Genomic DNA, 24,833 nt, shown 5'->3' with positions numbered 1-24,833 from the left:
ATGCTGGCAGCCGTCCTTTCGCGCCTGCTGCGCATGGTGGTGGTGATGTTCGGCATCTCCGTCATCACCTTCCTGATCTTCTTCGCCACTCCGTCCTCGGACCCCGCCGCCCGCATCGCCGGCAAGAACGCCGCGCAGGAAACCATCGAGGCGGTGCGCAAGGACTTCGGCCTCGACCGGCCGCTTTATGTCCAATACGGGCTGATGATGAAGCGCCTGTTCGTGACGCGCGACCTGACCTCCTTCGCCAACCGCGGCCAGCAGATCGTGCCGGCGGTGGCCGCCGCGGCGCCCGCCACGCTGTCGCTGGTCTCGGGCGCGGCGGTGCTGTGGATGCTGGGCGGCATCCTGACCGGCATCACCGCCGCCGCCTGGCGCGGGCGATGGCCGGACAAGCTGCTGATGGGCATATCCATGATGGCCGTCGCCATGCCGGTGTTCTGGGTGGGCGAGATGGTGAACCTGATCACCCAGAACCGGCTGCACGACACCTGGGCGTTTTCGTGGGTGCCCGCGCTCGGCTACACGCCGTTCTCCGAAGACCCGGGGCTGTGGTTCCGGTCCATGGTCTTCCCCTGGCTGACGCTGGCCTTCCTTTACATCGGCCTTTACGGTCGGATGCTGCGCACCGGCATCATCGAGACCTATCAGGAGGATTTCATCCGCACCGCCCGCGCCAAGGGCCTGACCGGGCGCAAGGTGCTGCTGAAACACGCCACCCGCAGCGCGATCATCCCCATCGTCATCATGTTCGGCATGGACTTCGGCGTGCTGGTTGGCGGGGCGGCGGTGCTGACCGAGGTGGTCTTCGGCATCAACGGCGTCGGGCGGCTGACCTATCAGGCGCTGAAAGTGCTGGACCTGCCGATGATCATGGCGACGGTGCTTTACGCTTCGTTCTTCGTGGTGATCGCCAACGCCGTGGTGGACCTCCTTTGCCTGCTGATCGATCCGCGGATGAGACGCGCATGACCGACCTTACACCCCTGACCCCCGCCGCCGCGGCCGGCACCAGGCCGATCCTGTCGATCCGCGACCTGTCGGTTTCCTTCCTCGGTGCCCGCAACAGCTGGACCCGGGTGATCGAGGGCCTGTCCTTCGACGTCGCCCCGGGCGAGACCGTGGCGCTGGTCGGCGAATCCGGCTCGGGGAAAAGCGTGACCTCGCTTTCCGTCCTGGGCCTCTTGGACCCGACCACCAGCCGGCTGGAGGGCTCGATCCTGCTGGACGGCCACGACGTGCTGAAGCTGGACGAGGCGGGGATGATCCGCCACATCCGCGGCCAGGCGGCGGCGATGATCTTCCAGGAACCGATGACCAGCCTGCACCCGATCTACCGGGTGGGCGACCAGATCATGGAGGCGCTGACCAGCCACCGCGACATGCCCAAGGCCGAGGCGCGGCGGCAGGCCATCGCTTTGCTGGAGCGGGTGCGCATTCCCAATGCCGCCCGGCGGATCGACGACTATCCCCATGCCTTCTCGGGCGGGATGCGGCAGCGGGTTATGATCGCCATGGCGCTGGCCTCGCGGCCGAAACTGCTGATCGCCGACGAGCCGACCACGGCGCTGGACGTGACGGTGCAGGGCGAGATCCTCGACCTGCTGAAGGACCTGCAGGCCGAATTCGGCATGGCGATGCTGTTCATCACCCATGACATGGGCGTGGTGGCCGAGATGGCCGACCGCACCGTGGTGATGCTGCGCGGCCGTTCGGTGGAGCAGGGGCCGACGGCGGCGATCTTCGCCGATCCGCAGCAGCCCTATACCCGGGCGCTCTTGGCCAGCGTGCCGGTCCTCGGCAGCATGAAGGGTGAGCCGGCGCCGCTGCGCTTTCCGGTGGTCGACATGAAGACCGGCGTCGCCGGCGGCGCCCTGCCGCTGCGCAGCAAGCCGGACCTGACGGCGCCGATCCTCGACGTGCGCGACCTGGTGACCCGCTTCGACCTGCGCGGCGGGCTTTTGAACCGCCGCGTCGCCCGGGTCCATGCGGTGGAGAACGTGTCCTTCCGCATCTTCCCCGGCGAGACCCTGTCGCTGGTGGGCGAATCCGGCTGCGGCAAGTCCACCACCGGCAAGTCGATCATCCGGCTGAACGACCGCTCCACCGGCAGCGTCCGCTTGGGCGACGACGATCTCTTCGGCCTCGGGGCCGAGGCGATGCGGCGCAAGCGGCGCGATATCCAGATGATCCCGCAGGACCCGCTGGCCAGCATGAACCCGCGGATGACCGTGGGCGACGCGCTGGTGGAGCCCTTTCTCGAACACCGGATGGGCACCGCCGCCGAGGGCCGGGTCAGGGCCGCGCGGCTGATGGACCAGGTCGGGTTGACCGCAGCCATGCTGGAGCGCTATCCGCACGAATTCTCGGGCGGGCAGCGGCAGCGGGTCTGCATCGCCCGGGCGCTGATGCTGGACCCCAAGCTGATCATCGCCGACGAATCGGTCTCGGCGCTGGACGTGTCGGTCAAGGCGCAGGTGGTGAACCTGCTCTTGGACATCCAGGACCGGATGGGCATCGCCTTCCTGTTCATCAGCCACGACATCGCCGTGGTGGAACGGATCAGCCACCGCATCGCGGTGATGTATATGGGCGAGATCGTCGAGATCGGGCCGCGGGCGGAAATCCTGGAACGGCCGCGCCACGCCTATACCCGCCAGCTGATCGGCGCGGTGACGGTGCCCGACCCGGCCCGCCGCCACCTGCGGCGCAACCTGGCAGTGACCGAGCTGCGCACCCCGATCCGTCCGCTGGACTATGCGCCGCCCGCACGGCGGTATGAGGAGGTGGCCCCCGGCCATCTGGTGATGGTCGAGGGGTGAAAGCACGGTCTTGACTGGCGAAGGCGCGTGCCTTCGCCACGGCGCACCATTGCAATCAGGACCGGCCGGGCCCCAAAGGCCCGGCCAGCGCCCGCCCCGCCCTCGGCGGGCGCTTCTCGCCCGCCGGGTCGGGCGCTGGCCTCTCGGGGTTCGCGTGACCAATGTCTCCGGGTGATATGTCACGCACGGGCGGGGGCGAGGCAGCGCCTCGCCTTTTCCCGCCCGGCCAACCGGAGGCATTCCGCTGCCGGCCACCGCCCCGCCCTTCCGCCTTACCCCGCGAAGCGCGCTGCCGCGCCCGAGGTGATCCATTCCTCCAAGAGCTGCACCCCGAAGCCGGCGCCGCCCGGCCGGGCGTGCAGCCGGTCCTCGTCGACGATCTCCTTGCCGGCGATGTCGAGGTGGACCCAGGGCCGCCCCTCGGTGAAGTTGCGCAGGAAGGCCGCGGCGAAGGCGCAGTCGCCGTCCTCCAGATCGCGGGCGTGCTGGCGCAGGTCGGCGATGGGGGACCGCAGACCCTCGTCATAGGCATGGTCCAAGGGGAGCCGCCAGAACCGCTCGCCCGTCGCCTCGCCCGCCGCCAAGAGGCCGTCGGCCAGCTCGTCATGGGTAGCGAACAGCCCGGCGAAGACATGGCCGAGGCCGCGCATCACCGAATAGGTCAGCGTCGCCAGGTCGACCATCGCCGCCGGCTCGAACCGTGTGGCGGCGTAGTGCAGGATATCGGCCAGCACCATCCGGCCCTCGCAATCGGTGTCGAAGACCTCGACCGTGCGGCCCGACATCGTGGTCACCACGTCGCCCGGCTTGTAGGAGGTGCCCGATAGCATGTTCTCGGCCACGCCGAGGACGCCGACGACATGGACCTTCGCCTTCTGCCGCGCCAGCGCCAGCATGGTGCCGATCACCGCCGCCGCGCCGCCCATGTCGCCCTTCATCAGGAACATCTGCGGCCCGGACTTGATGCACAGCCCGCCGGCATCGAAGCACATGCCCTTGCCGACCAGCGCCAGCGGCTTGCCCTCGGCGCCCTGGTAGCGGAGCACGATCACCCGCGGCGCCCGGGCCGAGCCCATGCCGACCGCCAGCACCGCGCCCATGCCCAGCCGTTCCAGATCGGCCTTCTCCAGCACCTCGATGCCGATCCCGGCCTCGGCCAGCGGGGTCAGGTGGTCGGCGAAATTGTCCGGGTTCAGGTGGCTGGCCGGCAGGTTGACCAGGGTGCGGGCCAGCGCCACCCCCTCGGCCAACGCGGTGCTGCGGGCCAGCACTGGGCCGTCGGCGGCGGCCAGCGTCAGCCGCAGGTCGGGCGCGGTTTCGGACTTCGCCATCATCGGGAAACGGTAGTTGCGCAGCCGCATCCCCAGCAGCAGGCGGGCGAGGATTTCCTCGCCGGGCAGGGCTGCCCCGGCCGGGGCCTCGAAGACCAGCGCCGCGGCGGTTTCCGCCTCGGCCTCCAGATGCCGGGCCAGCGCCGCGCCGGCGCGGGTCGCCTCCAGCGCGGTCAGCGCCGCGGCCTCGCCCAGGTCCAGCACCACCACCCGCCGCGCCTTCAGGCCGGCGGGGGCCAGCAGGTCGATGCACTCGCCCGCCTTGCCCTTGCAGCGCGGCACCCGCACCGCGCGCGAGACCGCGCCGCCGGCCTGCGCGTCCAGCGCCCGCGCCTCGGGTCCGAAGCCGGCCTGCCCGGCCTTGACCAGGACGATCACTTCCGCGGTTTCCGTGACGGCGCTGCCCGGCGGGGCCGGGTCGAGAATGATGGACATGACATGATCCTGTGATTGGCTACGGAAGTCATACCGCCCCCGGCCCCCGTTGCAAGGCCGGGCGGCCGGTTTTCCTGGGGCCGACGTTTGTGGGCAGGGGGGCGGGCCATTGCCCTTGCCACCCTACTGCACCACGAATTCCGCGTGCAGCGCGCCGGCGGCGTGGATGCTTTTCAGGATGTCGATCATGTCGTGCGGCGGCACGCCGAGGGCGTTCAGCCCCGCCACCACCTCGGACAGCGAGGTGCCGCCCGCCACCTCGGCCAGCCCGGTGCCGTCCTCGGCGATGGAAGCGGAGGTGCGCGGCACCACCACCGTCTCGCCGGGGGCGAAGGGGTTGGGCTGCACCACCACCGGCGACTCCTCCACCCGCAGCGTCAGGTTGCCCTGCGCCACCGCCACCCGGCTGATCCGCACGTCCGCGCCCATGACGATGGTGCCCGAGCGCTGGTCCACCACCACCCGGGCGCGGGTTTCCGGCTGCACCAATATCCCCTCGATCCGGCTGATCGCATGGGCGGGCGAGCGCATTCCGGCCTGCCCGAGGTCCAGCGCCACGGTGCCGGCGTCCAGCATGGTGGCGACGCGGCTGCCGAACTCGGCGTTGATCGCTGCCTCGATCCGCGCCGCGGTGGTGAAATCCGCCGATTTCAGCGCCAGCCGCAGCATCGAGACGGTGGAGAAGTCGAAGCCCACCTCGCGTTCGACCCGGCCGCCCGCCGGCAGGGTCCCCGCCGTCGGCACCCCCTGCACCACGCGGGAGGCATCGCCTTCGGCCGCCACGCCGCCGGCGATGATGGTGCCCTGCGCCACGGCATAGATTTCGCCGTCGGCGCCGTTCAGCGGCGTCATCACCAGCGTGCCGCCGAGCAGGCTTTTCGCGTCGCCGATGGCGCTGACGGTCACATCGATCCGGCTGCCCGCCCGGGCGAAGGGCGGCAGGGTGGCGGTGACGAAGACAGCGGCGACGTTCTTCGGCCGGTAATCCTCGCCGGTGACGTTCACGCCCAGCCGTTCCAGCAGGTTGGACATGATCTCCTCGGTATAGGGCGCGTTGCGGATGCCGTCGCCGGTGCCGTTCAGCCCGACCACCAGCCCGTAGCCGACCAGATCGTTGCCGCGCACGCCGTCGACCTCGACCAGATCCTTGATGCGGATCGCCTCGGCTGCCGCCATGGCCGGGAACAGCAGGAGAAGACAGAGCAGCCAGCGCATCACAGATACTCCGCCAGCGACAGCCGCGAGACCCGTGAGGTAACGAGGTAGAGCGATTCCAGCCGGGATTGCAGGTCCTCCAGCACAGTGGCGGTGTCGTAGGGATCGGCGGCGGTGATGCCGGCGCGGGCGATCTCCAGCGCCGATTTTTCCGCCGCGTTGCGGGTCTGCGCCGCGGCGACCTGCGCCTGCACCGTGCCGACCCGTGCCGTCAGCTGCGCCCGGGCCTCGCCGCCGGTCGCCAGATCGTCGCCGGCGGCCTTCATCAGTTGCGCCCGCGCCTCCGGCTGGCCGGCCAGCAGGCCGCGGTCCAGCAGCGCCGCGGTGGCCAGCGCGCGCAGCGTGTCCTTGATCGCCGGATCCAGCGCCGTCACCGGCAGGCTGGCGCTCTCTTCCGCCGCGATCGGCAGGGCGGTCCGCGCCGCGCCGCCGGCGTAAAGCGCGTCATAGCCGGCGGGGCTGGCGAACCAGCCGGCGACGGCGGTCTGGACATCGGCCGCCGTCGCGGCTCCGCCGATGGCGGTCTCCAGCGCGGAGAGGATCGCCTCCGCCCCCGGCAGCGGCGCGGTTCCGGCATTCATCCCGGAGAACAGCGCGCGTTCGGAAAAGCGGGTGTTCAGCGCGGCGACGGCGGTGGCGTAGGTGCGCCCGGCCTCCATCGCCACCGCATCGACGCTGGTCTCGCGGGCCGGCCCCACCGCCCGCAGGATGTTGGCACCAAGCTCGTCCGCGCCGTCCGAGATCACCCCGAGGGCCGCCTGCATCGCATCGGTGAACAGCGCCGCCTCGGCCGTGGCGGCGGCATGGCCCTTCAGCCGGGCCAGCGAGTGTTCCACCGCCGCCAGCGCCGAGAAGTCGCCGCCGACCGCCGCGCCCATGTCGCGGTGCAGGCCGGTGGTCAGTTCGGTGCTGCGCCGCTCGATCTCGGCGCGCAGGCTGGCCGACTGGCGCGACAGGAGCGTGGTCAGCGAGGCATCGCCATGTCCGACGCGGGAAACCATCTCACAACCCCAGCAGAGTGTTGATCATCTCGTCCACCGTCTGCAGGACCTTGGCATTGGCGGCATAGTTCTTCTCGATCACCAGCAGGGCCTGCAGCTCCTGGTCGGTGTCGACGCCGCCGGCCTTTTCCATCTCGTCCAGCGCGGCATGGCGGGCGGCGGTGAAGGCCTGTTCGGTATCGGCATTCAGCCGGTCGGAGGCGGTGAAGGACAAGAGGTCCGCCGCCAGCCCGGAGAGGCTGCGGCTGGCGGCGGGCAGGGCGGCGGAGGCGGTCGGCCGCGCCGCCGTCAGCGCCTCCGACAGCGCGACCAGCAGGGCGGCATTGCCGGTGGCCCCGGGCGCGGCGGCGCCCAGGCCGTCGCGCAGCCGCCAGACCTGCCCGCCCGCCTGCGGATCGGCGGCGGCGTTCAGGGCGATGCGGGCGGACAGGCCGGTCTCGTCGGCCGGGTCGAAGGCCGCGCCGTTGTCGGTGAAGAGACCCGCGGCGCCGGGGGCCAGCGTGGCATCCAGCCCGGCCGCGCCGAAGCGCTCCACCAGGTCGCGCGCCACCGCATCCAGCCGGGCCTGGCCCTGCACCGCCAGATCGTCCCGCACTGCGAAGAGCCCGGCCAGCGTGCCGCCGAGGACGAGGCTGGTCTCGCCCGAGGTCGCCATCGGCCTGCCGTTCAGCGTCAGCCCGGAAAGGCCGCCGGAGGCTTGCGTCATCTCGGGGACCAAGGTGTTGACGGGGGTGAAGCCGAAGACCGATTCCTTGCCGTCCAGCAGCACCGCGCCGCCGGTGGTCATCAGCGCGATCTGGCCGTGCTCGCGTTCGACCTCGCGGAGGGGGACGATTTCGGCGATGCCGTCGACGATCTGCTGGCGCTGGTCCAGAAGCGCCGAGACATCGCGGCCGGCGCCGGTGAAGCTGCGGATCTGGCTGTTCAGCTCGCGCACCTGGCGCAGGGCGGCGTTCAGGTCCTCGACCGCGGTGGCGATCTGGCCATCGGCGCGCAGCCGTTCGGCCTGCACCGCCTCGCTGGCCCGGTTCAGGGTCTGCGCCAGCTGGCGGGCGGCGTCGGCGGCGGCGGAGAGCCGGGCCTCGGATTCCGGGCGGCTGGCGGCTTCCATCAGCGCGGTGTCGAAGGCGGCGATCCTTGCCGAGAGCGATCCGGGATCGGTTGGGTCGCCGAGGGCCTTCTCCAGCCGGTTCAGGAAGGCCGCCCGCAGGTCGCGGTCGCCGGCGGCGGCCTGCGCGGCGCGGCGGTCGTCGATCAGGAAGCGGTCCACCTGCCGGGTGATGCCGCGGACCGCCACTCCCTGCCCGCTGCCGCCCAGGGACAGGGCGGTCAGCGAGACCTCGCGCCGGGCATAGCCCGGGGTGGTCGCATTGGCGACGTTGGACGACACCGCCTCGGCCTGCCGCGAGGTCGCGGTCAGCCCGGTCAGCGCGCTGGAAAGGGCCGAGGTGACGCTCATTCAGCCTATCGCTTGATGTTGGTGGTTTCCTGCAGCATCTCGTCCACGGTCTGGATGACCTTGGCGTTCGAGGAATAGGCCCGCTGGGTCTGGATCAGGCTCGTCAGTTCGGCTGCCACGTCGGTGGTGGAGCCTTCGCGCGCATAGCCCTCGATCGAGCCGGTGGGGCCGGAGCCGGCGTCCCAGAGGAAGAACGACCCAGACTCGGGCGAGACCTGGAAGGTCTGGTTGTTCTTCGACAGCAGGCCGTTGGGGTTGGGCACGTCCACCAGCGGGATCTGGTAGAGCCGCCGGGTGAAGCCGGTGTCGTAGGTGGCGGTGATATAGCCGTTCTGGTCCACCTCGACCGAGGTCAGGTTGCCGACCGGCGAGCCGTCCTTGGTGATCGAGACCGGGGCGAAGCCGTCCGACAGCTGGGTCAGGCCGTTCGGGTCGCCCAGCCGGCCGATGTTCACGTTCAGCGGCCCGCCCGCCACCGTCAGCGCCAGCTGGCCGGTGGCCGAATCGTAGGCCCCGCCCGAGACCACCGTCACCGAGGCCAGCGTGCCGCCGGCGGCGCGGCTGTCGTCGAAGGTCAGGGTGTATTCGCCGATGATGTTGCCGCCGCCGGCGCTGTCGCGGATCACCATCGTCCATTCGTTCGAGGTGCCGGTGGCCGGGACCGTGGGGGTGAAGGTGATGTCCAGCGATTCCGAGGTGCCGAGGTTGCCGAAATATTCCACCGACAGCGGGAAGGCGGTGCCGGTGGCGCCGGCCTCCGTCCCGGTGGCGGGCAGGTTGACGCCGAGGTTCATCTTGGTGGTCGGGTCGCCCGCGGTCTGGTTGGAGTTGATGACGATCGGCTCCAGCCCGCCCATGGTGTCGCGCGGGAAGACCGGGATGGTGCCGTCCGAGGCGGCAGGCCAGCCCAGCAGGACCAGCCCCGAGTCGGTCTTCAGGACGCCGTTGGAATCGGTGCGGAAGGCGCCGGTGGTGGTCATCATCAGCGGGATGTCGCCCGAGGCATTGCCCATCGACACCGCCGGGATCACCGGCAGGAAGCCGCGGCCGGCGACGGCGAGGTCCAGCGAATTGGCGGTGCCGACCAGCGCCCCCCGCTCCTCGATCAGGCGGAAGGAGGAGGCGCGGACGCCGCCGGCGGAATAGACGCCGGAGCCGCGGGCATTGGTGATCACCATGTTGGAGAAATCCGCCGCGGCGCGCTTGTAGCCGTAGGTGCCGGAGTTGGCGATGTTGTCGGCGATGGTGGCCAGCCGGGTGGCATTGGCGTTCAGGCCGGCCACCCCCGCGGCGAGGGACGACGAGATGGTCATCGGGGCACCTTTCTGCTGCTGCGATCCCGTATCCGCGCAAGCTGCACCAAGGGGCCCGAACAAACCCCTAACAGGCGCAATTTTAGCGATTGTCCTCCGGCGGCCCGGCCTAGCGGTCGCTGCGCAGCAGGATCACCTCCAGCCGGTTGTTGCGCACCGCCGCGCCGTCCGCCGTCACCGGCTTGCGGTCGGCGAAGCCCGAGACCCGCTCCATCCGCGCGGCGTCCAGCCCGGCGGCCTCCAGCAGGAGGCGCATCCGCTGCGCCCGTTCGGCCGAGAGTTCCCAGACCGGATTGGCGCGCAGCGTCACCGGATAGCTGCGCAGGTGGCCGTTCACTGCCACATCGTTCTTCGTCAGCGCCAGCACCTCGGCCAGAAGCCCGGCCAGCGCCAGCGTCACCGCGGTCGGCTCGGCGGTGTCGTTGCTGAACAGCGGCGCGTTTTCCAGGTCGTAGACCTCGATCACCAGACCCTCGTCGGTGACGCGGGTGACGACGTGGCGCAGAAGCTGCTCCATCGTCCGGCTTTCGCCGCCGCGGTCCAGCAGCTCCTTCTCGACCTGCCGCATCTCGGCCGCGCCCTCGTCGGCCAGCGAGTCCTTCTCGGCCCCCGAGGAGGCGCCGCTTTGGTCCGAGGTGCCGCCGGTGCCCGCCTTCGCCCGGGTCTCCTCGGAGAACATGGTCTCGCCGCCGAGCGCGCCGTCGCCGCCGCCCGAGACGCGGTTGACGGCGATGGTCGGGCTGAAATAGTCCGACAGCCCCTTGCGCTGCTTTTCCGTGGTCGCGTTCAGAAGCCACATCAAGAGGAAGAAGGCCATCATCGCCGTCACGAAGTCGGCGTAGGCGACCTTCCATGCGCCGCCGTGGTGCCCCCCACCGCCGACGACCTTTTTCCGCTTGATGATGACTGGCGCGGCATTCGGTTGCCCGGCCATCCCCATCACCCATGTTTCACACCCGGGACCAGCGATAGCAGGGCGCGGTGAACGGCGGCTTAAAGCCGGGCATCTTAGGCATTTCCCGCGGGCCGGTTGAAGCCTGCGCCCCGCCCGGGATAGTCTGGCCCGGACCCAGCCAGAGGCCCGGCGATGATCACCGAGATCGAGGATTTCTTCACCAGGGGCTGCGGGCGCTGCGACCGCTTCGCCACGCCCGACTGCTCCACCCGGCTCTGGGCCGAGGGGCTGGCGGCGCTGCGGAAGCTGTGCCTGCAGGCGGGGCTCACGGAGACGGTGAAATGGGGTCATCCCTGCTACATGCACGCGGGCCGCAACATCGCGATCATGGGGGCCTTCCGCGGCGATTTCCGGCTGACCTTCTTCGACGCCGCACTGATGAAGGACCCGGAGGGCGTGCTGGAGCGGCAGGGGCCGAACACCCGCCACCCCGACGCGATCCGCTTCACCGACAACGCGCAGGTGGAGGCGATGGCGCCGGTGATCCTGCGCTATCTGGCCGAGGCGAAGGGATATGCCGAGGCCGGGGTGAAGCCGCCGAAGGAGGAGACCGAGGTCGACCTGCCCGAGGAACTGGTGGAGGCGATGGACGCCGACCCGGAACTGGCCGAGGCCTTCCACCGCCTGACTCCGGGGCGGCAGAAAAGCCATGTGCTGCATGTGACCGGAACCAAGACCCCGGCGACGCGGATCAACCGGATCGCCAAGCTGCGGCCAAAGATTCTGGCGGGGAAGGGGGCGAACGAGTATTGACCGCCTTCGGCGCACCGCGGCCCGGAATGGCTTCCCGGCCGGGTCAACAGGCGCGGAACGCGCCCCCGGCCAGCGCCCGACCGCCCCCCGGGCGGGCGCTTCTGCGCCGCCGGTTCTCCGCTCGGGCCATGGGAGAGGCCGCACCATAAAGCGCCGGCCACGCGCCGTCGGAGGCGCCTACCCGCGGTCGGGCGCTGGCCTCCGTTGCGCGAAACCGCCACAGCCGCCTCAGATCATCCGTATCGTATCCTTCCCGACCGCCAGCATATATCCCCGCCGGGCGATGGTCTTCACCAGCAGCTCGCTGACCAGCTGGTTCCCCAGCGCATCCCGCAGCCGCTTCACCCGCGTCGCCCCGGCGGCCTCGTCGCAATCGGCCTCGGCGCGGCCGGAGATCACCGCCTCGATCTGGGCGCCGGACAGAACCTCGTCGTCCATCCGCGCCTCGGCCAGAACGCTCAGCGTCTCCAGCGCCGCCTCGGTCAGCTGGAACTCCAGGTCGTTGATGTAGACCGCCCGCGACTCGCGGCTGATCATCAGCGAAGCCACCTGTATCCCCGACCTCTGGATCGCCGAGATGCGGCGGTTCAGGGCGATGATGGTCACCAGGAACACCAGCGCCGCCACCAGCAGGGCGGTGGAGAACACCAAGAGCACGAAGATCACCGAGCGGTAGCTGGTCAGCACCTCGGAGAACGATGTCCCCGACTGCGCCAGGATCTCCAGCAGCTTGATCTCCGCCCCCGAGGTCAGGTTGTCGTTCTCGACGAACAGCCGCTCCACCCGGGCGTTGAAGGCATTGGCGTCGGGCAGGTTCAGGAACAGGAACAGCGCCGCGCCGAACAGGATCAGCACGATCGCCCCGATGCCGAGGGCCACCACCCGGTTGCCCGTCTTCAGGCTGTCAGTAACGGAGGAAATAGGCTCCGGCACTCGCTTTCCTTTCGGCAAGACCTTCGGGGCCGAAGGTAGAGAGAACGTTCAGCAGGGTCCAGCCGTCGGCCGCCAGCCGCGGCGCGAGTTCGCCTTCCGCCCCCCCGCGCGAGCAATTGGCGTCCGAGACCTGCGCCACGCCGTAATGCAGCTGCAGGGGGGAATCCTTCTTGGCCTTGTAATCGGCATAGCATTCCGCCCCCGCGGCCCCGGAAAGGGCCAGCGTCAGGGCGATGCCAAGCGCTGCGGTCTTCATGTTCTGGCTCCCTTCGAGGAGTCTGCCCGATGTCCCCGTCAGATTGGCCCTGCGCGGCCGGATATTCAATAACGCAAGGGCCGCGCGAGTGCTGTTATCGCATAACCGCGGCGGCGGGGCGGGGTGCTATCGCCTGACAGCGGGCCGATATTGCCTGTCCTGCCGGGGCTGGCCCAGCCTTTCCCCATCACCGGGCGCAACCGCCGCAAGGGCGGACCGCCAGAGCAGATGGAGGCTGGAATGACCATGACCTATCCGACGGAAACGATCCGTATCGCCCGCACCCCTGCGCCGGACCGGCGCCCCTCGGCCAGCCGGCTGGGCTGGTGGCTGGCCGCCGGCGCGGCGGCGGTGTCGCTGATGCTGGGGGCGGCGCTGCCCGCCCGCGCCGCCGACACCCTGCGCACCCAGCCCGCGACGATCTACGAGGCGGAAGGCTTCCGCCCGCAGCCGCAGGGCTGGGCCGATCCGGCCTGGCACAAGAAGCGCAAGCCCCATGCCAAGCGCATCCCCGCCGTCTGCGCCATGGAGTTCGACAGCGGCCGGCGCAGCGTCACCGTCTACCCCGAGCGCTGCCTGCGCCGCGAGGGCGTCGAGGCCCGGCTGCCCCGGCACTGCGCCACCGAGGCGCGGATCTGGGGCAAGCGCGACCGGGTCTATCCCGAACGCTGCCTGCTGGACGCCGGCTTCCGGCTGGAGGACCGCCACCGCCGCGGCCGGGGCTACTGAGGACAGCCGCGGGCCCGCCTGGGGCCTGGCGGGGCGCGGTCCGGCAGGGGCCGCGCCGCAGGGGGGCGAGGGGACGGGCAGCCCTCGCCCCCAACTTCGTTGCAGGGGCGGCTTACAAATTCAGCCCCTTCTATGTATAATCCCTTTCCGGCCCGGCGCCGGAAAGGAGACCCAGATGACCGGCTATCCCCTGAACCTGAACCTCCGCCCCGAGGTCGAGGCCTTCTTCGACCCGGCGACCAATACCATCAGCTATGTGGTCAAGGACCCCGGCTCCGCGGCCTGCGCGGTGGTCGACAGCGTGATGGACATCGACTACGCCGCCGGGCGCATCACCCACGATTCCGCCGACCGCATCATCGCCTTCATCCGAGATAATGGCCTGCGGCTGGAATGGATCATCGAGACCCATGTCCATGCCGACCACCTGTCCGCCGCGCCCTTCATCCAGGAGGCGCTCGGCGGCAAGGTCGGCATCGGCGAGAAGATCACCGTGGTGCAGGACACCTTCGGCAAGATCTTCAACGAGGGGACCGAGTTCCAGCGCGACGGCAGCCAGTTCGATGCGCTGTTCAAGGACGGCGACACCTATACGGTCGGCGGGATGGCCTGCTTCGCCCTCCACACCCCCGGCCATACGCCGGCCTGCATGACCCATGTGATGGGCGATGCCGCCTTCGTCGGCGACACGCTGTTCATGCCCGACGGCGGCTCGGCCCGCGCCGATTTCCCCGGCGGCGATGCCGGGGAGCTTTACGACAGCATCCAGAAGGTGCTGGCGCTGCCCGGCGGGATGCGGCTGTTCATGTGCCACGACTACGGCCCGAACGGCCGCGAGATCCGCTGGGAGACCACGGTGGCCGACGAGAAGGCGCACAACATCCATGTCGGCGGCGGCCGCACGCGCGAGGAGTTCGTGGCGATGCGGCAGGCGCGGGACGCCACCTTGTCGGTGCCGAAGCTGATCATCCCCTCCTTGCAGGTGAACATGCGGGCGGGGGAGGTGCCGAAGGATCCCGACGGCCGGCCGATGCTGAAGGTGCCGGTGAACGGGCTTTAATCGCTCATCGGTGCCTTCGGCCCTCTTCGCGGGCCCAGACGACAAGCCGAAGGCGCTGGAGGAGGTCAGCCGATCAGGCCGGGCAGTTCGGCGAAGTCCGAGAAGGACGCCCGGTGCGGCAGGGCCTCGACGGGGGATTTCCGGTAGCCTCGGGTGAAGAGGTAGAACGGCAGGCCCGCCGCCGCGGCGGTTTCCGCATCCACCTCGCTGTCGCCGACGAAGGCCGCCGCGCCGCCGCCGTGGGCTTCGACGCAGGCCAGCGCCGGGGCCGGGTCGGGCTTCCTGACCGGCAGGCTGTCGCCGCCGACCACCACCGGGAAATGCCGGGCAAGGCCGAGGTCGGCCAGGATCGCCCGCGCCGGGGCCTCGGGCTTGTTGGTGCAGACCGCCAGCCGGTGGCCCGCCGCTTCCAGCGCCGCCAGCGCCTGCGGAGCGCCCGGATAGGGCCGGGTCAGCGCCGAGGGTGCGGCGGCGTAGTGGTCCAGCGTGACCTGCGTCAGATCGCCATGCCGGCCCGGGTCGATGCCCCTCGCCGCCATCACCCGCTCCACCAGCTTCGGCATCCCGTTGCCGACGAAACCGATGATGGTCGGCAGGTCCATCGGCCCTTGCTCCAGCCCTGCCAGCATCCGGTTCACCGCCGCCCTGATGTCCGGGGCGGAATCGACCAGGGTGCCGTCGAGGTCGAAGACCAGGATCAAGGCGCGCTTTCCGCCGCCGCCCGGATCGCGCGGATGTTGGCGCCGTAGACCTGCGCGTTCTCCACCGACCCGCCCTTGAACACCGCCGAGCCCGCCACCAGCACATCCGCCCCCGCCGCCGCCATCAGCGGCGCGGTCACCGGGTCCATGCCGCCGTCGATCTCGATATGCACCGGACGGTCGCCGATCATCGCCCGCAGGCGGCGCACCTTCGCCGTCATGTCGATGTATCTCTGTCCGCCGAAGCCGGGGTTCACCGTCATCACGCAGATCAGGTCGACCAGGTCCAGCAGATGCTCCACCGCCTCGGCCGGAGTGCCCGGGTTCAACGCCACGCCGGCCTTCATCCCGGCGCCGCGGATCGCCTGCAGGGTGCGGTGGATATGCGGCCCGGCCTCGACATGCGCGGTCAGGATGTCGGCGCCCGCCTTGGCGAAGGCGTCGATATAGGGATCGACCGGGGCGATCATCAGGTGCACGTCCATCACCGTCTTCACATGCCGCCGGAACGCCGCCACCGCGGGCGGGCCGAAGGTCAGGTTCGGCACGAAATGCCCGTCCATCACGTCGACATGCACCCAGTCGGCGCCCTGCGCCTCGATCGCCTGGATTTCCCGGCCGAAATCGGCGAAATCGGCGGAAAGGATCGAGGGCGCGATCTTGATCTTGCGCGAGAATGTCATCCGGCAGCCTTCCTTCCGCGTGAGTCCCCTGCGCCGGTCGATACCCCTTGCAGCCCGGCAGGGCCAGAGGGAGAAATGCAGCCGGAGGAACGGCCGATGACGATGGAACCGGATTTCGGACAGGAAGAGGCGGCGCTGCAAGGCGGCGCCCTCTACGTCGTCGGCGTGGACGAGGTGGGCCGCGGGCCGCTGGCCGGGCCGGTGACGGCGGCGGCGGTGCGGCTGGAGCCGGGCCGCCTGCCGCAGGGCCTGCGCGATTCCAAGATGCTGACCGCCTTGGCGCGCGAGCGGCTGTTCGACTGGCTGATGGATCACGCCCAGGTCTCGGTCGCCCATGCCTCGGTCGAGGAGATCGACAGGCTGAACATCCTGCGCGCCAGCCACCTGGCGATGGAGCGGGCGGTGGCCGCGCTGCCCGCCGACCATGCGCTGGTGGACGGCCACCTGATCCCGAAGGGGCTGGCCTGCACCTCGCGCGCCATCGTTAGGGGCGACGCGCTTTGCCTGTCGATCGCCGCGGCCTCGGTGGTGGCCAAGGTGACGCGCGACCGGATCATGGTGGATTTGGCGCAACAGCACCCCGGCTACGGCTGGGACAGGAACGCGGGCTACCCGACCAGGGCCCATCTGCAGGCGCTTCTAGATTTTGGGGTCACCCCGTTTCATAGACGTTCCTTCGCCCCCGTCCACAATATATTGTGCCAAGCTATTTCTGTAAGTGACTGATTCAAAAAAGAATTTGACGGCGAATCGCCTCTGACTCATGATTCAGCCCAACATCGGCGCACAAGATGCCGGGGACAGAGGCAGAGACATGACGACCAGGAATACCACGGCGGAAGGAAACCTTCCGCTGAACCAGATCCTTGCGGGCGACTGCATCGAGGTGATGAACTCCCTGCCCGCAGGGTCCGTCGACCTGATCTTCGCCGACCCGCCCTACAACCTGCAACTGAAGGGCGAGCTGCACCGGCCGGACAATTCCAAGGTCGATGCGGTGGACGACCACTGGGACCAGTTCTCCTCCTTCGCCAGCTACGACGCCTTTACCCGGGACTGGCTGAAGGCCGCCAAGCGGCTCTTGAAGCCGAACGGGGCGATCTGGGTGATCGGCAGCTACCACAACGTCTTCCGGCTGGGGGCGGAGTTGCAGAACCAGGGTTACTGGCTTCTGAACGACGTGGTCTGGCGCAAGTCGAACCCGATGCCCAACTTCAAGGGTCGCCGGCTGACCAATGCCCATGAGACGCTGATCTGGGCCAGCCGCGACGAGGCGGCGAAATACACCTTCAACTACGAGGCGCTGAAGGCGCTGAACGAAGGCGTGCAGATGCGGTCGGACTGGGTGCTGCCGATCTGCACCGGGCACGAGCGGCTGAAGGACGAGGCCGGCGACAAGGCCCATCCGACGCAGAAGCCGGAAAGCCTGCTGCACCGGGTGCTGGTGGCGACCACCAACCCCGGCGACGTGGTGCTGGACCCGTTCTTCGGCACCGGCACCACCGGCGCGGTGGCGAAGATGCTGGGCCGCGAGTTCATCGGCATCGAGCGCGAGGAAGCCTATCGCAAGGCTGCGGCCGAGCGGCTGGCGCGGGTGCGCAAATACGACGCCTCGGCGCTGGAGGTCACCGGCTCGAAACGGGCCGAGCCGCGGGTGCCCTTCGGCCAGGTGGTCGAGCGCGGAATGCTGCGGCCGGGGGAGGAGCTGTTCTCCATCGGCAACCGCTTCAAGGCCAAGGTGCGCGCCGACGGCACGCTGATCGGCAATGACGTGAAGGGCTCGATCCACCAGGTCGGCGCGGCGCTGGAGGGCGCGCCCTCCTGCAACGGCTGGACCTACTGGCACTTCCGCCGCGACGGCAAGATGGTGCCGATCGACATCCTGCGCCAGCAGATCCGGGCGGAGATGGAATCGGACGGCCGCCGGCCGAACTGAAGGCCCAGAACTGAAGGCGGGGTGAACCCCGCCCTACCCCGACATTCAAGGTTACGCCTGCGCCCTGGTCCGCCTGGGGTGCACCTGCCCCGCCATGTCCGCATGGCGGGGTTTTTTCCGGCCTAGCTTTCGGCCTCGAACCGCAGGATGCCCACCACGCGGGAGCCGGTGGCGGCATCCGAGGGATGGAAAACGCCGTCCACCACCGGCACCTCGGGGAAGTCGAAGGGGCTGACGCCTTCGAGGCAGGCGACGTTCACCCCGAACTCGCGGGGGTTCGAGCGGCGCTGGTGATGGGTGTAGATGCCGCAGGTCTTGCAGAACCAGTGCTTCGCCGTCAGGGTGTTGAACTGGTAGAGCGTCAGGTTCTCCTCGCCGGCGATGAACGCGATGTCCCCCACCGCGGCGGAGACGGCAACCGCCCCGCGCATCCGGCAATAGGAGCAGGAGCAGCGCCGGGCGGTGCGGAACCCATCCGTCAGCCGCACCCGGAACCTGACCGCGCCGCAATGGCAGGCCGCCTCGTGCTGCTGGCTTTCGCTGGTCATGGCCCATCCTCCGCCGGTCCGGGGCAGGATAGCCGGCCCCGGCGGCGAGGGGAAGTTACGGCGCCCCGGCGGGCATCGGGTTCTGGCCCTTGTTGTAGGGCTGCCAGTCGGCGATGTCGGGGTAGAACTGCTTACGCCAGGCGCGCACCCGCGGATTCATCCGGCGGCGCCAGAGCGGCGGGATCAGGGCGACGAAGTTCATCATCGGATAGCCGAAGGGCAGTTGCGGCGCCTCGTCGGTGCCGTAGGTCTGCAACAGCGGAAAGCGGCGGTCGGGCTTGTAATGGTGGTCCGAATGCCGTTGCAGGTTGATCAGCAGCCAGTTGGTCGCCCGGTGCGAGGCGTTCCAGGAATGCCGCGGCAGGGCGTGTTCGTATTTGCCGTCGCCGAGATAGCGGCGGGTCAGGCCGTAATGCTCGACATAATTGGTCAGTTCCAGTTGCCAGATCGCCACGAAGGCCTGGATCAGGAAGAACACCAGCCCCATCCAGCCGCCGAGCGCCAGCGCGATCAGCATCATGGCGGCTTGCAGCCCCCAGTAGCGCCAGAACGGGTTCGAGGGGTGGAACCACGGCCGCCCCTTGCGGGCGAGCCAGGCCTTCTCGGTGCGGAAGGCGGACAGCCAGCTTTCCGGCAGCACCCGGGCGAAGAAGCGGTGGAAGTTCTCGTTGTAGCGCGCGGTCACCGCGTCGCGGGGGGTGCCGACATAAAGGTGGTGGACCTTCAGGTGCTCGGTGCGGAAATGCGAGTAGAGCACGGTCGCCAGCAGCAGGTCGCCCAGCCAACGCTCCAGCTTGGGCTTCTGATGCATCAGCTCGTGGCTGTAGTTGATGCCGATGGTGCCGGACATCACCCCCATGCCGATGAAGAGGAAGACCTTCTCCGCCATGTTCAGGTGCCCCGCCTGCGGCACGAACCACAGCATGAAGCACAGCGTCAGGAACTGGACCGGGAACCAGATCATCGTCAGCAGGCGGTAGAGGTAGAGCTGGTCCTCGGGCGTGTCGGTGTCGGGGTTGTCCTCGTTCAGCCCGGTCACGGCGTCGAGAAGCGAGAACAGCGCCCAGCAGTAAAGCGGCAGGGCCAGGACCCAGATCCCGCCGAGGCCCATGCCGAGGAAGGCCATGGGCACGGTGCCGAGCGACAGCCAGAACGGCAGGGCGCTGCGGGGGGAAGTCATGTCCGGTGTGGTCATGGAAGGTTCTTTCGGTGCAGGCGCGTCCGGGAGGACTCTATCCGCGGCAGGATGGCAGCTCAACGCGGCGAAATTGCGCCCCTGCGGGTCATCCCGTCTTCTCCGCCAGGTCGTAGGCCTTGCGCATCACCGTCGGCAGGCTGGCCGGGGCCAGCCGGACATAGCTGCCCCGGCTGGGGTTGGCGTCGGTCTCCGCCGCCAGCACACGCAGGATCAGGTGGAAATGGGTGAAGGTGTGGCGGACCTCGCCGATGTCGCGCCATGCGGCCTCCACCGGCTCCGCCCCGCCCGACCCGTCCCAGCCATCGCCGGGAAAGCCGGTCATGCCGCCGAGAAGGCCGCGGTCCGGCCGGGTCTCGACCAGCCACAGCGGGCCGTTGCGCACCAGCCAGAGCCTGCCCTGCCGGGTGGGCTTGGCGGGCTTGGCCAGTTTCCGCGGCAGCTCGGCCTGAATGCCGGCCGCTCGGGCGAGGCAGAGCGCGGTCAGCGGGCAGATGCCGCAGGCCGGCGACTTCGGGGTGCAGATGGTGGCGCCGAGGTCCATCACCGCCTGGGCATGGTCTCCCGGCCGGTCGCGCGGCGTCAGGCTTTCGGCCAGCGCCGTCAGGTCCGGCTTGGCGGTCGGCAGCGGGGTTTCCACCGCGAAGAGCCGGGCCATCACCCGCTCGACATTGCCGTCGACCACGGTGGCGGGCTCGTCATAAGCGATGGCGGCGACGGCGGCGGCGGTATAGGGGCCGATGCCGGGCAGGGCGAGCAGCCCCTCGCGCGTCTCGGGGAAGCCGCCCAGGTCGGCCACCGCCCGGGCGCATTTCAGGAGGTTGCGGGCGCGGGCGTAGTAGCCGAGGCCGGCCCATTCGGCCATCACCTCCTCGTCCTTCGCCGCGGCCAGCGCCTGCACCGTGGGCCAGCGGGCGGTGAAGCGGTGGAAGTAGTCGCGCACGGCGGCGACGGTGGTCTGCTGCAGCATCACCTCCGACAGCCAGACCCGGTAGGGATCGGGCCGATGCCCGGCCAGCCGGTCGCGCGGCCCCACGCGCCAGGGCATGGTGCGGGCGTGCCGGTCATACCAGTCCAGCAGCAGGGCTCCGGCTTGGCCCGGGTCGGGCCTGGCGTCACGCATTCTTTATGCCTTGTCACGGATGCGCCACTGGCGGGAGGGCGCGGTTCGGCTAAGATAGCCTTGCAGAAACGGTGAAGGCCAGATGCGACCTTTGAAACCCGGACCAGGCAAGGACCGCAGGATGCGGGGCTTCGAGCCCGCCTTCGGCCTGATGGCGCGCGAGGTGCGGGCGGCGGGCGAGGCCCGGGGGTTCGCGGTGGCGAAGCTGCTGACGCATTGGGAAGAGGTGGCGGGCAAGGACCTTGCCGCCGTCACCCGCCCGGTGAAAGTGGGCTACGGGCGCGAGGGCTTCGGCGCGACGTTGACGCTGCTGGTGCGCGGGGCCGCGGCGCCGGTGGTGGAGATGCAGAAAGAGGCGCTGCGGGCGCGGGTGAACGCGGTCTACGGCTACAACGCCATCGCCCGCATCCACCTGACCCAGACGGCGGCGACCGGCTTCGCCGAGGGGCAAGCGCAGTTCGCGCCCGCGCCCAGTGTGGAGCCGCAGCCGGACCCGGCGCTGGAGGCGCAGGCCAAGGCCGCCGCCGGGGGGGTCGGCGACGACGGGCTGCGGGCGGCGCTTGAACGCCTGGGGCAGAATATTCTAACACGGCGGAAGGCCGCAGAGGACAAGAGATGATGAAGATGAACCGCCGGGCGCTGATCGCCCTTGCCGCCGCCATGGCCGCCAGCCCCGTGCTGGGACAGGAGACCGAGGCGGAGACCGAAGCTCCGGCCGCGCCCGAGGTCAAGGATTTCAGCATCGGCAATCCCGACGCCCCGGTGAAGATCGTCGAATACGCCAGCTTCACCTGCCCACATTGCGCGCATTTCACCGAAGCCGTGTTCAAGCCGCTGAAGGCGGAATACATCGACACCGGCAAGGTGCATTTCACCCTGCGCGAGGTCTATTTCGACCGCTACGGCCTCTGGGCCGCGATGATGGCCCGCTGCGGCGGCGAGCTGAAGTATTTCCCGGTGGCCGACACCCTGTTCGCCACCCAGAACGAATGGGCCGGCACCGACGATCCCACCGCCGCGGTGGCGAACATCCGCAAGATCGGCCTGGCCTCGGGGATGACCGAAGAGCAGCTGAACCAGTGCATGAACGATGCGCCGATGGCGGATGCGATGGTCAAGCGCTTCGAGGAGAACATGAAGGCCGACCAGATCGAGGGCACGCCGACGCTGATGATCGACGGCGAGAAGCACGGCAACATGTCCTATGCCGACCTGAAGGCGATCATCGACGCCAAGCTGGCGGAATAGGACATGGCCGCACCGCTGGAAGGCATCCGCGTCATCGAGCTGGCGCGGATCCTGGCCGGGCCATGGGCCGGGCAGACGCTGGCCGACCTCGGCGCCGAGGTGATCAAGGTCGAGGCGCCCGAGGGCGACGACACCCGCCGCTGGGGGCCTCCGTTCATCGAAAGGGACGGGGACCGCTCGGCCGCCTATTTCCACAGCTGCAACCGCGGCAAGAAGGGCATCACCTGCGATTTCCGCACCGCCGAGGGGCAGGAGGTGGTGCGCCGCCTGGTCGCCGAGGCCGATGTGGTGATCGAGAACTTCAAGGTCGGTGGCCTGGCGAAATACGGGCTGGACTGGGAGTCCCTGCGCAAGGTGAACCCGCGGCTGATCTATTGCTCGATCACCGGCTTCGGGCAGGACGGGCCCTATGCGCATCGGGCGGGCTACGACTTCATCATCCAGGGCATGGCCGGGCTGATGTCGGTCACCGGAGAGCCGGAGGGCCAGCCGCAGAAGGTGGGCGTGGCGGTCACGGATGTGTTCACCGGGGTCTATGCCGCCACCGCGATCCTGGCGGCGCTGGTGCAGCGCGGGCGCACGGGCGAGGGCCAGCAGATCGACATGGCGCTGATGGACGTGGCGACCTCGATCATGGCGAACCAGGCGATGAACTACCTGGCGACCGGGGTCTCGCCGCGCAAGATGGGCAATGCGCATCCGAACCTGGCGCCCTATGCCGTGTTCGATTGCGCCGACGGCTGGATCATCCTGGCGACCGGGAACGACAGCCAGTATCGCAAGCTCTGTGCGATCCTCGGGCTCGGGGACATGGCCGAGGCGCCGGCGTTCCTGACCAACGCCGACCGCATCGCCAACCGGGCCGGGATGACGGAGCGGATCACCGCGGCGACGAAGGCGTGGAACATGGCCGACCTGCTGGCGGCCTGCGAGGCGCAGGGCGTGCCGGCCGGGCCGATCAACGACATGGAGGGCGTCTTCGCCGACCCGCAGGTGCAGGCCCGCGGGATGCGGATTTCTCCCGATGGCGTGCCGGGCGTGCGCAGCCCGATGACGTTTTCGGGCGCGGAGCTTGCGCTGGACCGCCCCTCGCCGAGGCTTGGCGAGCACCAGGACGAAGTGCTGGGGGAGCGACGGGATGGCGGGGTGAACCCCGCCCTACCGGGGACGTAGGGCGGGGTTCGCCCCGCCTTTATCCTTTGCCTTGGCGAAGGCGCGTGCCTTCGCCACAGTGCAACGTTTCCCCTTGTCCGGCCGGGCCCTCAAGGCCCGGCCAGCGCCCGCCCCGCCCTCGGCGGGCGCTTCTCGCCCACCGGGTCGGGCGCTGGCCTCTCCCAGTCTCATACCGCACCGTCTCCGGTTGACATGCTGTGCACGGGCGGGGGCGAGGCAGTGCCTCGCCTTTTCCCGCCCGACGCGAGGTGTGGAGGGATGAAGTAGCCCCCTACGGAGCCGCGTCTCGCTTCAACCGACTCACCCCAAAGCAAGAGGCGCGGGGGTTCCCCCGCGCCTCTCCCGTTCCCGCAAAAGCCTCAGAAGAAGCCCAGCTTGTTCGGGTTGTAGCTGACCAGCATGTTCTTGGTCTGCTGATAGTGGTCCAGCATCATCTTGTGCGTCTCGCGGCCGATGCCGGACTGCTTGTAGCCGCCGAAGGCCGCGTGGGCCGGATAGGCGTGGTAGTTGTTGACCCAGACCCGCCCCGCCTCGATCGCCCGGCCGAAGCGGTAGGCGCGGGTGCCGTCGCGGGTCCAGACCCCGGCGCCGAGGCCATACATGGTGTCGTTGGCGATGGCCAAGGCCTCGGCCTCGTCCTTGAAGGTGGTGACCGAGACGACAGGCCCGAAGATCTCCTCCTGGAAGACCCGCATCTTGTTGTGGCCCTTCAGGATGGTCGGCTGGATGTAGAAGCCTTCGGCGATCTCGCCGTTGAACCGCGCGGCATCGCCGCCGACCAGCACCTCGGCGCCTTCCTCGCGGCCGATCTTCAGGTAGGACATGATCTTGTCATGCTGCTGCTTCGACGCCTGCGCCCCCACCATCGTGTCGGCCTCGCGCGGGTCGCCCTGCTTGATCGCCTTCACCCTTGCGATGCAGCGTTCGATGAAGGCGTCGTAGATGTCCTCCTGGATCAGCGCGCGCGAGGGGCAGGTGCAGACCTCGCCCTGGTTGAAGGCGAAGAGGACGAAGCCCTCCACCGCCTTGTCGAGGAAGGCGTCGTCCTGCGCCATCACGTCCGAGAAGAAGATGTTGGGCGACTTGCCCCCCAGTTCCAGCGTGACCGGGATCAGGTTGACGGTGGCCGCCTCCATGATCTTGCGGCCCGTCGCCGTCGACCCGGTGAAGGCGATCTTGGCGATGCGGTTCGACCGCGCCAGCGCGTTGCCGGCCTCGGCCCCGAGGCCGTTGACGATGTTCAACACGCCGGGCGGCAGCAGGTCGCCGATCAGTTCCATCAGCACCATGATCGCCGCCGGAGTCTGCTCGGCCGGTTTCAGCACCACGCAGTTGCCGGCGGCCAGCGCCGGGGCCAGTTTCCAGGCCGCCATCAGGATCGAGAAGTTCCAGGGGATGATCTGGCCGACCACGCCCAGGGGTTCATGGAAGTGATAGGCCACGGTGTCGTTGTCGATCTCCGACATGGTGCCTTCCTGCCCGCGCAGGACACCGGCGAAATAGCGGAAATGGTCCACCGACAGCGGGATGTCGGCGTTCACCGTCTCGCGGATCGGCTTGCCGTTGTCCCAGGTCTCGGCGGTGGCGATCAGCTCCAGGTTCTGCTCGATCCGGTCGGCGATCTTCAGCAGGATGTTCGAGCGGTGCGCGGCCGAGGTCTTGCCCCAGGCCTCCTTGGCGGCATGGGCGGCGTCCAGCGCCAGGTCGATGTCGGCGGCGTCTGACCGGGCGACCTCGCAGACCACGCCGCCGGTGATCGGCGTTACGTTGTCCATGTAGCGCCCGCCGACCGGGGGCACGAACTTGCCGCTGATCCAGTTGTCGTAGCGGGATTTGAAGGGAGAGCCGGCCAGCCCGGCCTTCTGGGTCATCTCGTTCATGGTGTCCTCCTCCGAAGGCCGCCTCCTCGCGGCCCATGGCGGAAGGCTGCGACGGATTGGCGAGTCGATCACCCGGGAGAGGGG

24 protein-coding genes are annotated in these 24,833 nt (G+C 69.4%); 10 read left to right on the top strand and 14 right to left on the bottom strand.

Annotated features, from left to right (window positions below; all coding sequences use genetic code 11):
* Complete coding sequence (locus G5B31_RS09935; protein WP_165016746.1) at positions 1-972, top strand: ABC transporter permease; 972 nt, start codon at positions 1-3, stop codon at positions 970-972.
* Positions 969-2,822 carry an ABC transporter ATP-binding protein gene (locus G5B31_RS09930; RefSeq protein ID WP_165016743.1) on the top strand — a complete coding sequence of 618 codons (1,854 nt, stop codon included), beginning with the start codon at positions 969-971 and terminating at the stop codon, positions 2,820-2,822. Before G5B31_RS09935 ends, G5B31_RS09930 begins: the two co-directional genes overlap by 4 nt.
* A gap of 272 nt (positions 2,823-3,094) precedes the next feature.
* Here the strand turns inward: G5B31_RS09930 and G5B31_RS09925 are convergent, their stop codons facing one another.
* From G5B31_RS09925 to G5B31_RS09900, 6 genes are all read right to left on the bottom strand, one after another.
* A complete protein-coding gene (locus G5B31_RS09925; RefSeq protein WP_165016741.1) occupies positions 3,095-4,588 on the bottom strand; it encodes a leucyl aminopeptidase in 1,494 nt (497 codons plus the stop codon).
* A gap of 123 nt (positions 4,589-4,711) precedes the next feature.
* Positions 4,712-5,803, bottom strand: a complete 1,092-nt coding sequence (locus G5B31_RS09920; protein ID WP_165016738.1) for a flagellar basal body P-ring protein FlgI — start codon at positions 5,801-5,803, stop codon at positions 4,712-4,714.
* Complete coding sequence (locus G5B31_RS09915) at positions 5,803-6,804, bottom strand: flagellin (protein WP_165016735.1); 1,002 nt, start codon at positions 6,802-6,804, stop codon at positions 5,803-5,805. Before G5B31_RS09915 ends, G5B31_RS09920 begins: the two co-directional genes overlap by 1 nt.
* Before the next feature lies 1 nt (position 6,805).
* Positions 6,806-8,263, bottom strand: a complete 1,458-nt coding sequence (gene flgK, locus G5B31_RS09910; RefSeq protein ID WP_165016732.1) for a flagellar hook-associated protein FlgK — start codon at positions 8,261-8,263, stop codon at positions 6,806-6,808.
* A gap of 5 nt (positions 8,264-8,268) precedes the next feature.
* Positions 8,269-9,576 carry a flagellar hook protein FlgE gene (locus tag G5B31_RS09905; RefSeq protein ID WP_165016729.1) on the bottom strand — a complete coding sequence of 436 codons (1,308 nt, stop codon included), beginning with the start codon at positions 9,574-9,576 and terminating at the stop codon, positions 8,269-8,271.
* Between the two features lie 109 nt (positions 9,577-9,685).
* On the bottom strand, positions 9,686-10,510 hold the full coding sequence (locus tag G5B31_RS09900; RefSeq protein ID WP_165016726.1) for a flagellar motor protein MotB: 825 nt from the start codon (positions 10,508-10,510) through the stop codon (positions 9,686-9,688).
* Between the two features lie 153 nt (positions 10,511-10,663).
* On the opposite strand from G5B31_RS09900, the gene G5B31_RS09895 reads away from it, so the two are divergent.
* Positions 10,664-11,284 carry a YdeI family protein gene (locus G5B31_RS09895; RefSeq protein WP_165016722.1) on the top strand — a complete coding sequence of 207 codons (621 nt, stop codon included), beginning with the start codon at positions 10,664-10,666 and terminating at the stop codon, positions 11,282-11,284.
* Between the two features lie 228 nt (positions 11,285-11,512).
* Here the strand turns inward: G5B31_RS09895 and G5B31_RS09890 are convergent, their stop codons facing one another.
* The gene (locus G5B31_RS09890; RefSeq protein ID WP_346763901.1) at positions 11,513-12,217 is read right to left on the bottom strand and encodes a hypothetical protein; all 705 of its coding nucleotides are present in this window, start codon (positions 12,215-12,217) and stop codon (positions 11,513-11,515) included.
* Positions 12,189-12,473, bottom strand: a complete 285-nt coding sequence (locus G5B31_RS09885; RefSeq protein WP_165016719.1) for a hypothetical protein — start codon at positions 12,471-12,473, stop codon at positions 12,189-12,191. The genes G5B31_RS09890 and G5B31_RS09885 overlap by 29 nt, the downstream gene beginning before the upstream one ends.
* 240 nt (positions 12,474-12,713) lie before the next feature.
* Between G5B31_RS09885 and G5B31_RS09880 the strand changes: the two genes are divergently transcribed.
* On the top strand, positions 12,714-13,202 hold the full coding sequence (locus G5B31_RS09880) for a hypothetical protein (protein ID WP_165016716.1): 489 nt from the start codon (positions 12,714-12,716) through the stop codon (positions 13,200-13,202).
* Between the two features lie 175 nt (positions 13,203-13,377).
* Positions 13,378-14,262, top strand: coding sequence for an MBL fold metallo-hydrolase (locus tag G5B31_RS09875; RefSeq protein WP_165016713.1), 885 nt, complete (start codon positions 13,378-13,380; stop codon positions 14,260-14,262).
* A 65-nt stretch (positions 14,263-14,327) separates the two neighbouring features.
* On the opposite strand, the gene gph is transcribed toward G5B31_RS09875, so the two are convergent.
* Positions 14,328-14,963: a phosphoglycolate phosphatase gene (gene gph, locus G5B31_RS09870; protein ID WP_165016709.1), complete on the bottom strand. Its 636-nt coding sequence runs from the start codon at positions 14,961-14,963 to the stop codon at positions 14,328-14,330.
* Positions 14,960-15,646 carry a ribulose-phosphate 3-epimerase gene (rpe, locus tag G5B31_RS09865; RefSeq protein ID WP_165016706.1) on the bottom strand — a complete coding sequence of 229 codons (687 nt, stop codon included), beginning with the start codon at positions 15,644-15,646 and terminating at the stop codon, positions 14,960-14,962. Before rpe ends, gph begins: the two co-directional genes overlap by 4 nt.
* A gap of 96 nt (positions 15,647-15,742) precedes the next feature.
* Here rpe and G5B31_RS09860 point away from each other — a divergent pair, with 96 nt between their 5' ends.
* Together G5B31_RS09860 and G5B31_RS09855 are read left to right on the top strand one after the other, a co-directional pair.
* Positions 15,743-16,372 carry a ribonuclease HII gene (locus G5B31_RS09860; RefSeq protein WP_394352125.1) on the top strand — a complete coding sequence of 210 codons (630 nt, stop codon included), beginning with the start codon at positions 15,743-15,745 and terminating at the stop codon, positions 16,370-16,372.
* Positions 16,373-16,460: 88 nt separating this feature from the next.
* Positions 16,461-17,582, top strand: a complete 1,122-nt coding sequence (locus G5B31_RS09855) for a site-specific DNA-methyltransferase (protein WP_165016703.1) — start codon at positions 16,461-16,463, stop codon at positions 17,580-17,582.
* 122 nt (positions 17,583-17,704) lie between these two features.
* Here G5B31_RS09855 and G5B31_RS09850 read toward each other — a convergent pair whose 3' ends face one another.
* The 3 genes from G5B31_RS09850 to mutY form a co-directional block, all read right to left on the bottom strand.
* A complete protein-coding gene (locus tag G5B31_RS09850) occupies positions 17,705-18,130 on the bottom strand; it encodes a GFA family protein (protein WP_165016700.1) in 426 nt (141 codons plus the stop codon).
* A 55-nt stretch (positions 18,131-18,185) separates the two neighbouring features.
* Positions 18,186-19,325: an alkane 1-monooxygenase gene (locus G5B31_RS09845; RefSeq protein ID WP_165016698.1), complete on the bottom strand. Its 1,140-nt coding sequence runs from the start codon at positions 19,323-19,325 to the stop codon at positions 18,186-18,188.
* Between the two features lie 88 nt (positions 19,326-19,413).
* A complete protein-coding gene (mutY, locus tag G5B31_RS09840) occupies positions 19,414-20,448 on the bottom strand; it encodes an A/G-specific adenine glycosylase (RefSeq protein WP_165016696.1) in 1,035 nt (344 codons plus the stop codon).
* Positions 20,449-20,569: 121 nt separating this feature from the next.
* On the opposite strand from mutY, the gene G5B31_RS09835 reads away from it, so the two are divergent.
* The 3 genes from G5B31_RS09835 to G5B31_RS09825 are packed head-to-tail and all read left to right on the top strand — an operon-like array spanning position 20,570 to position 22,869.
* Complete coding sequence (locus G5B31_RS09835) at positions 20,570-21,067, top strand: DUF721 domain-containing protein (protein ID WP_165016694.1); 498 nt, start codon at positions 20,570-20,572, stop codon at positions 21,065-21,067.
* Positions 21,064-21,696, top strand: a complete 633-nt coding sequence (locus G5B31_RS09830; protein WP_394352124.1) for a DsbA family protein — start codon at positions 21,064-21,066, stop codon at positions 21,694-21,696. Before G5B31_RS09835 ends, G5B31_RS09830 begins: the two co-directional genes overlap by 4 nt.
* A 3-nt stretch (positions 21,697-21,699) precedes the next feature.
* Positions 21,700-22,869, top strand: a complete 1,170-nt coding sequence (locus tag G5B31_RS09825) for a CaiB/BaiF CoA-transferase family protein (protein ID WP_165016692.1) — start codon at positions 21,700-21,702, stop codon at positions 22,867-22,869.
* A 359-nt stretch (positions 22,870-23,228) separates the two neighbouring features.
* Here the strand turns inward: G5B31_RS09825 and adh are convergent, their stop codons facing one another.
* On the bottom strand, positions 23,229-24,749 hold the full coding sequence (adh, locus tag G5B31_RS09820) for an aldehyde dehydrogenase (protein ID WP_165016690.1): 1,521 nt from the start codon (positions 24,747-24,749) through the stop codon (positions 23,229-23,231).
* Between the last annotated feature and the right edge of the window lie 84 nt (positions 24,750-24,833).

The organism is Rhodobacter sp. SGA-6-6, from assembly GCF_011043545.1.
In the GTDB taxonomy this organism is placed as follows: domain Bacteria; phylum Pseudomonadota; class Alphaproteobacteria; order Rhodobacterales; family Rhodobacteraceae; genus Pseudogemmobacter.
Note: the sequence above shows the minus strand (reverse complement) of the source record. Positions and strands in the feature narration are given on the sequence as shown.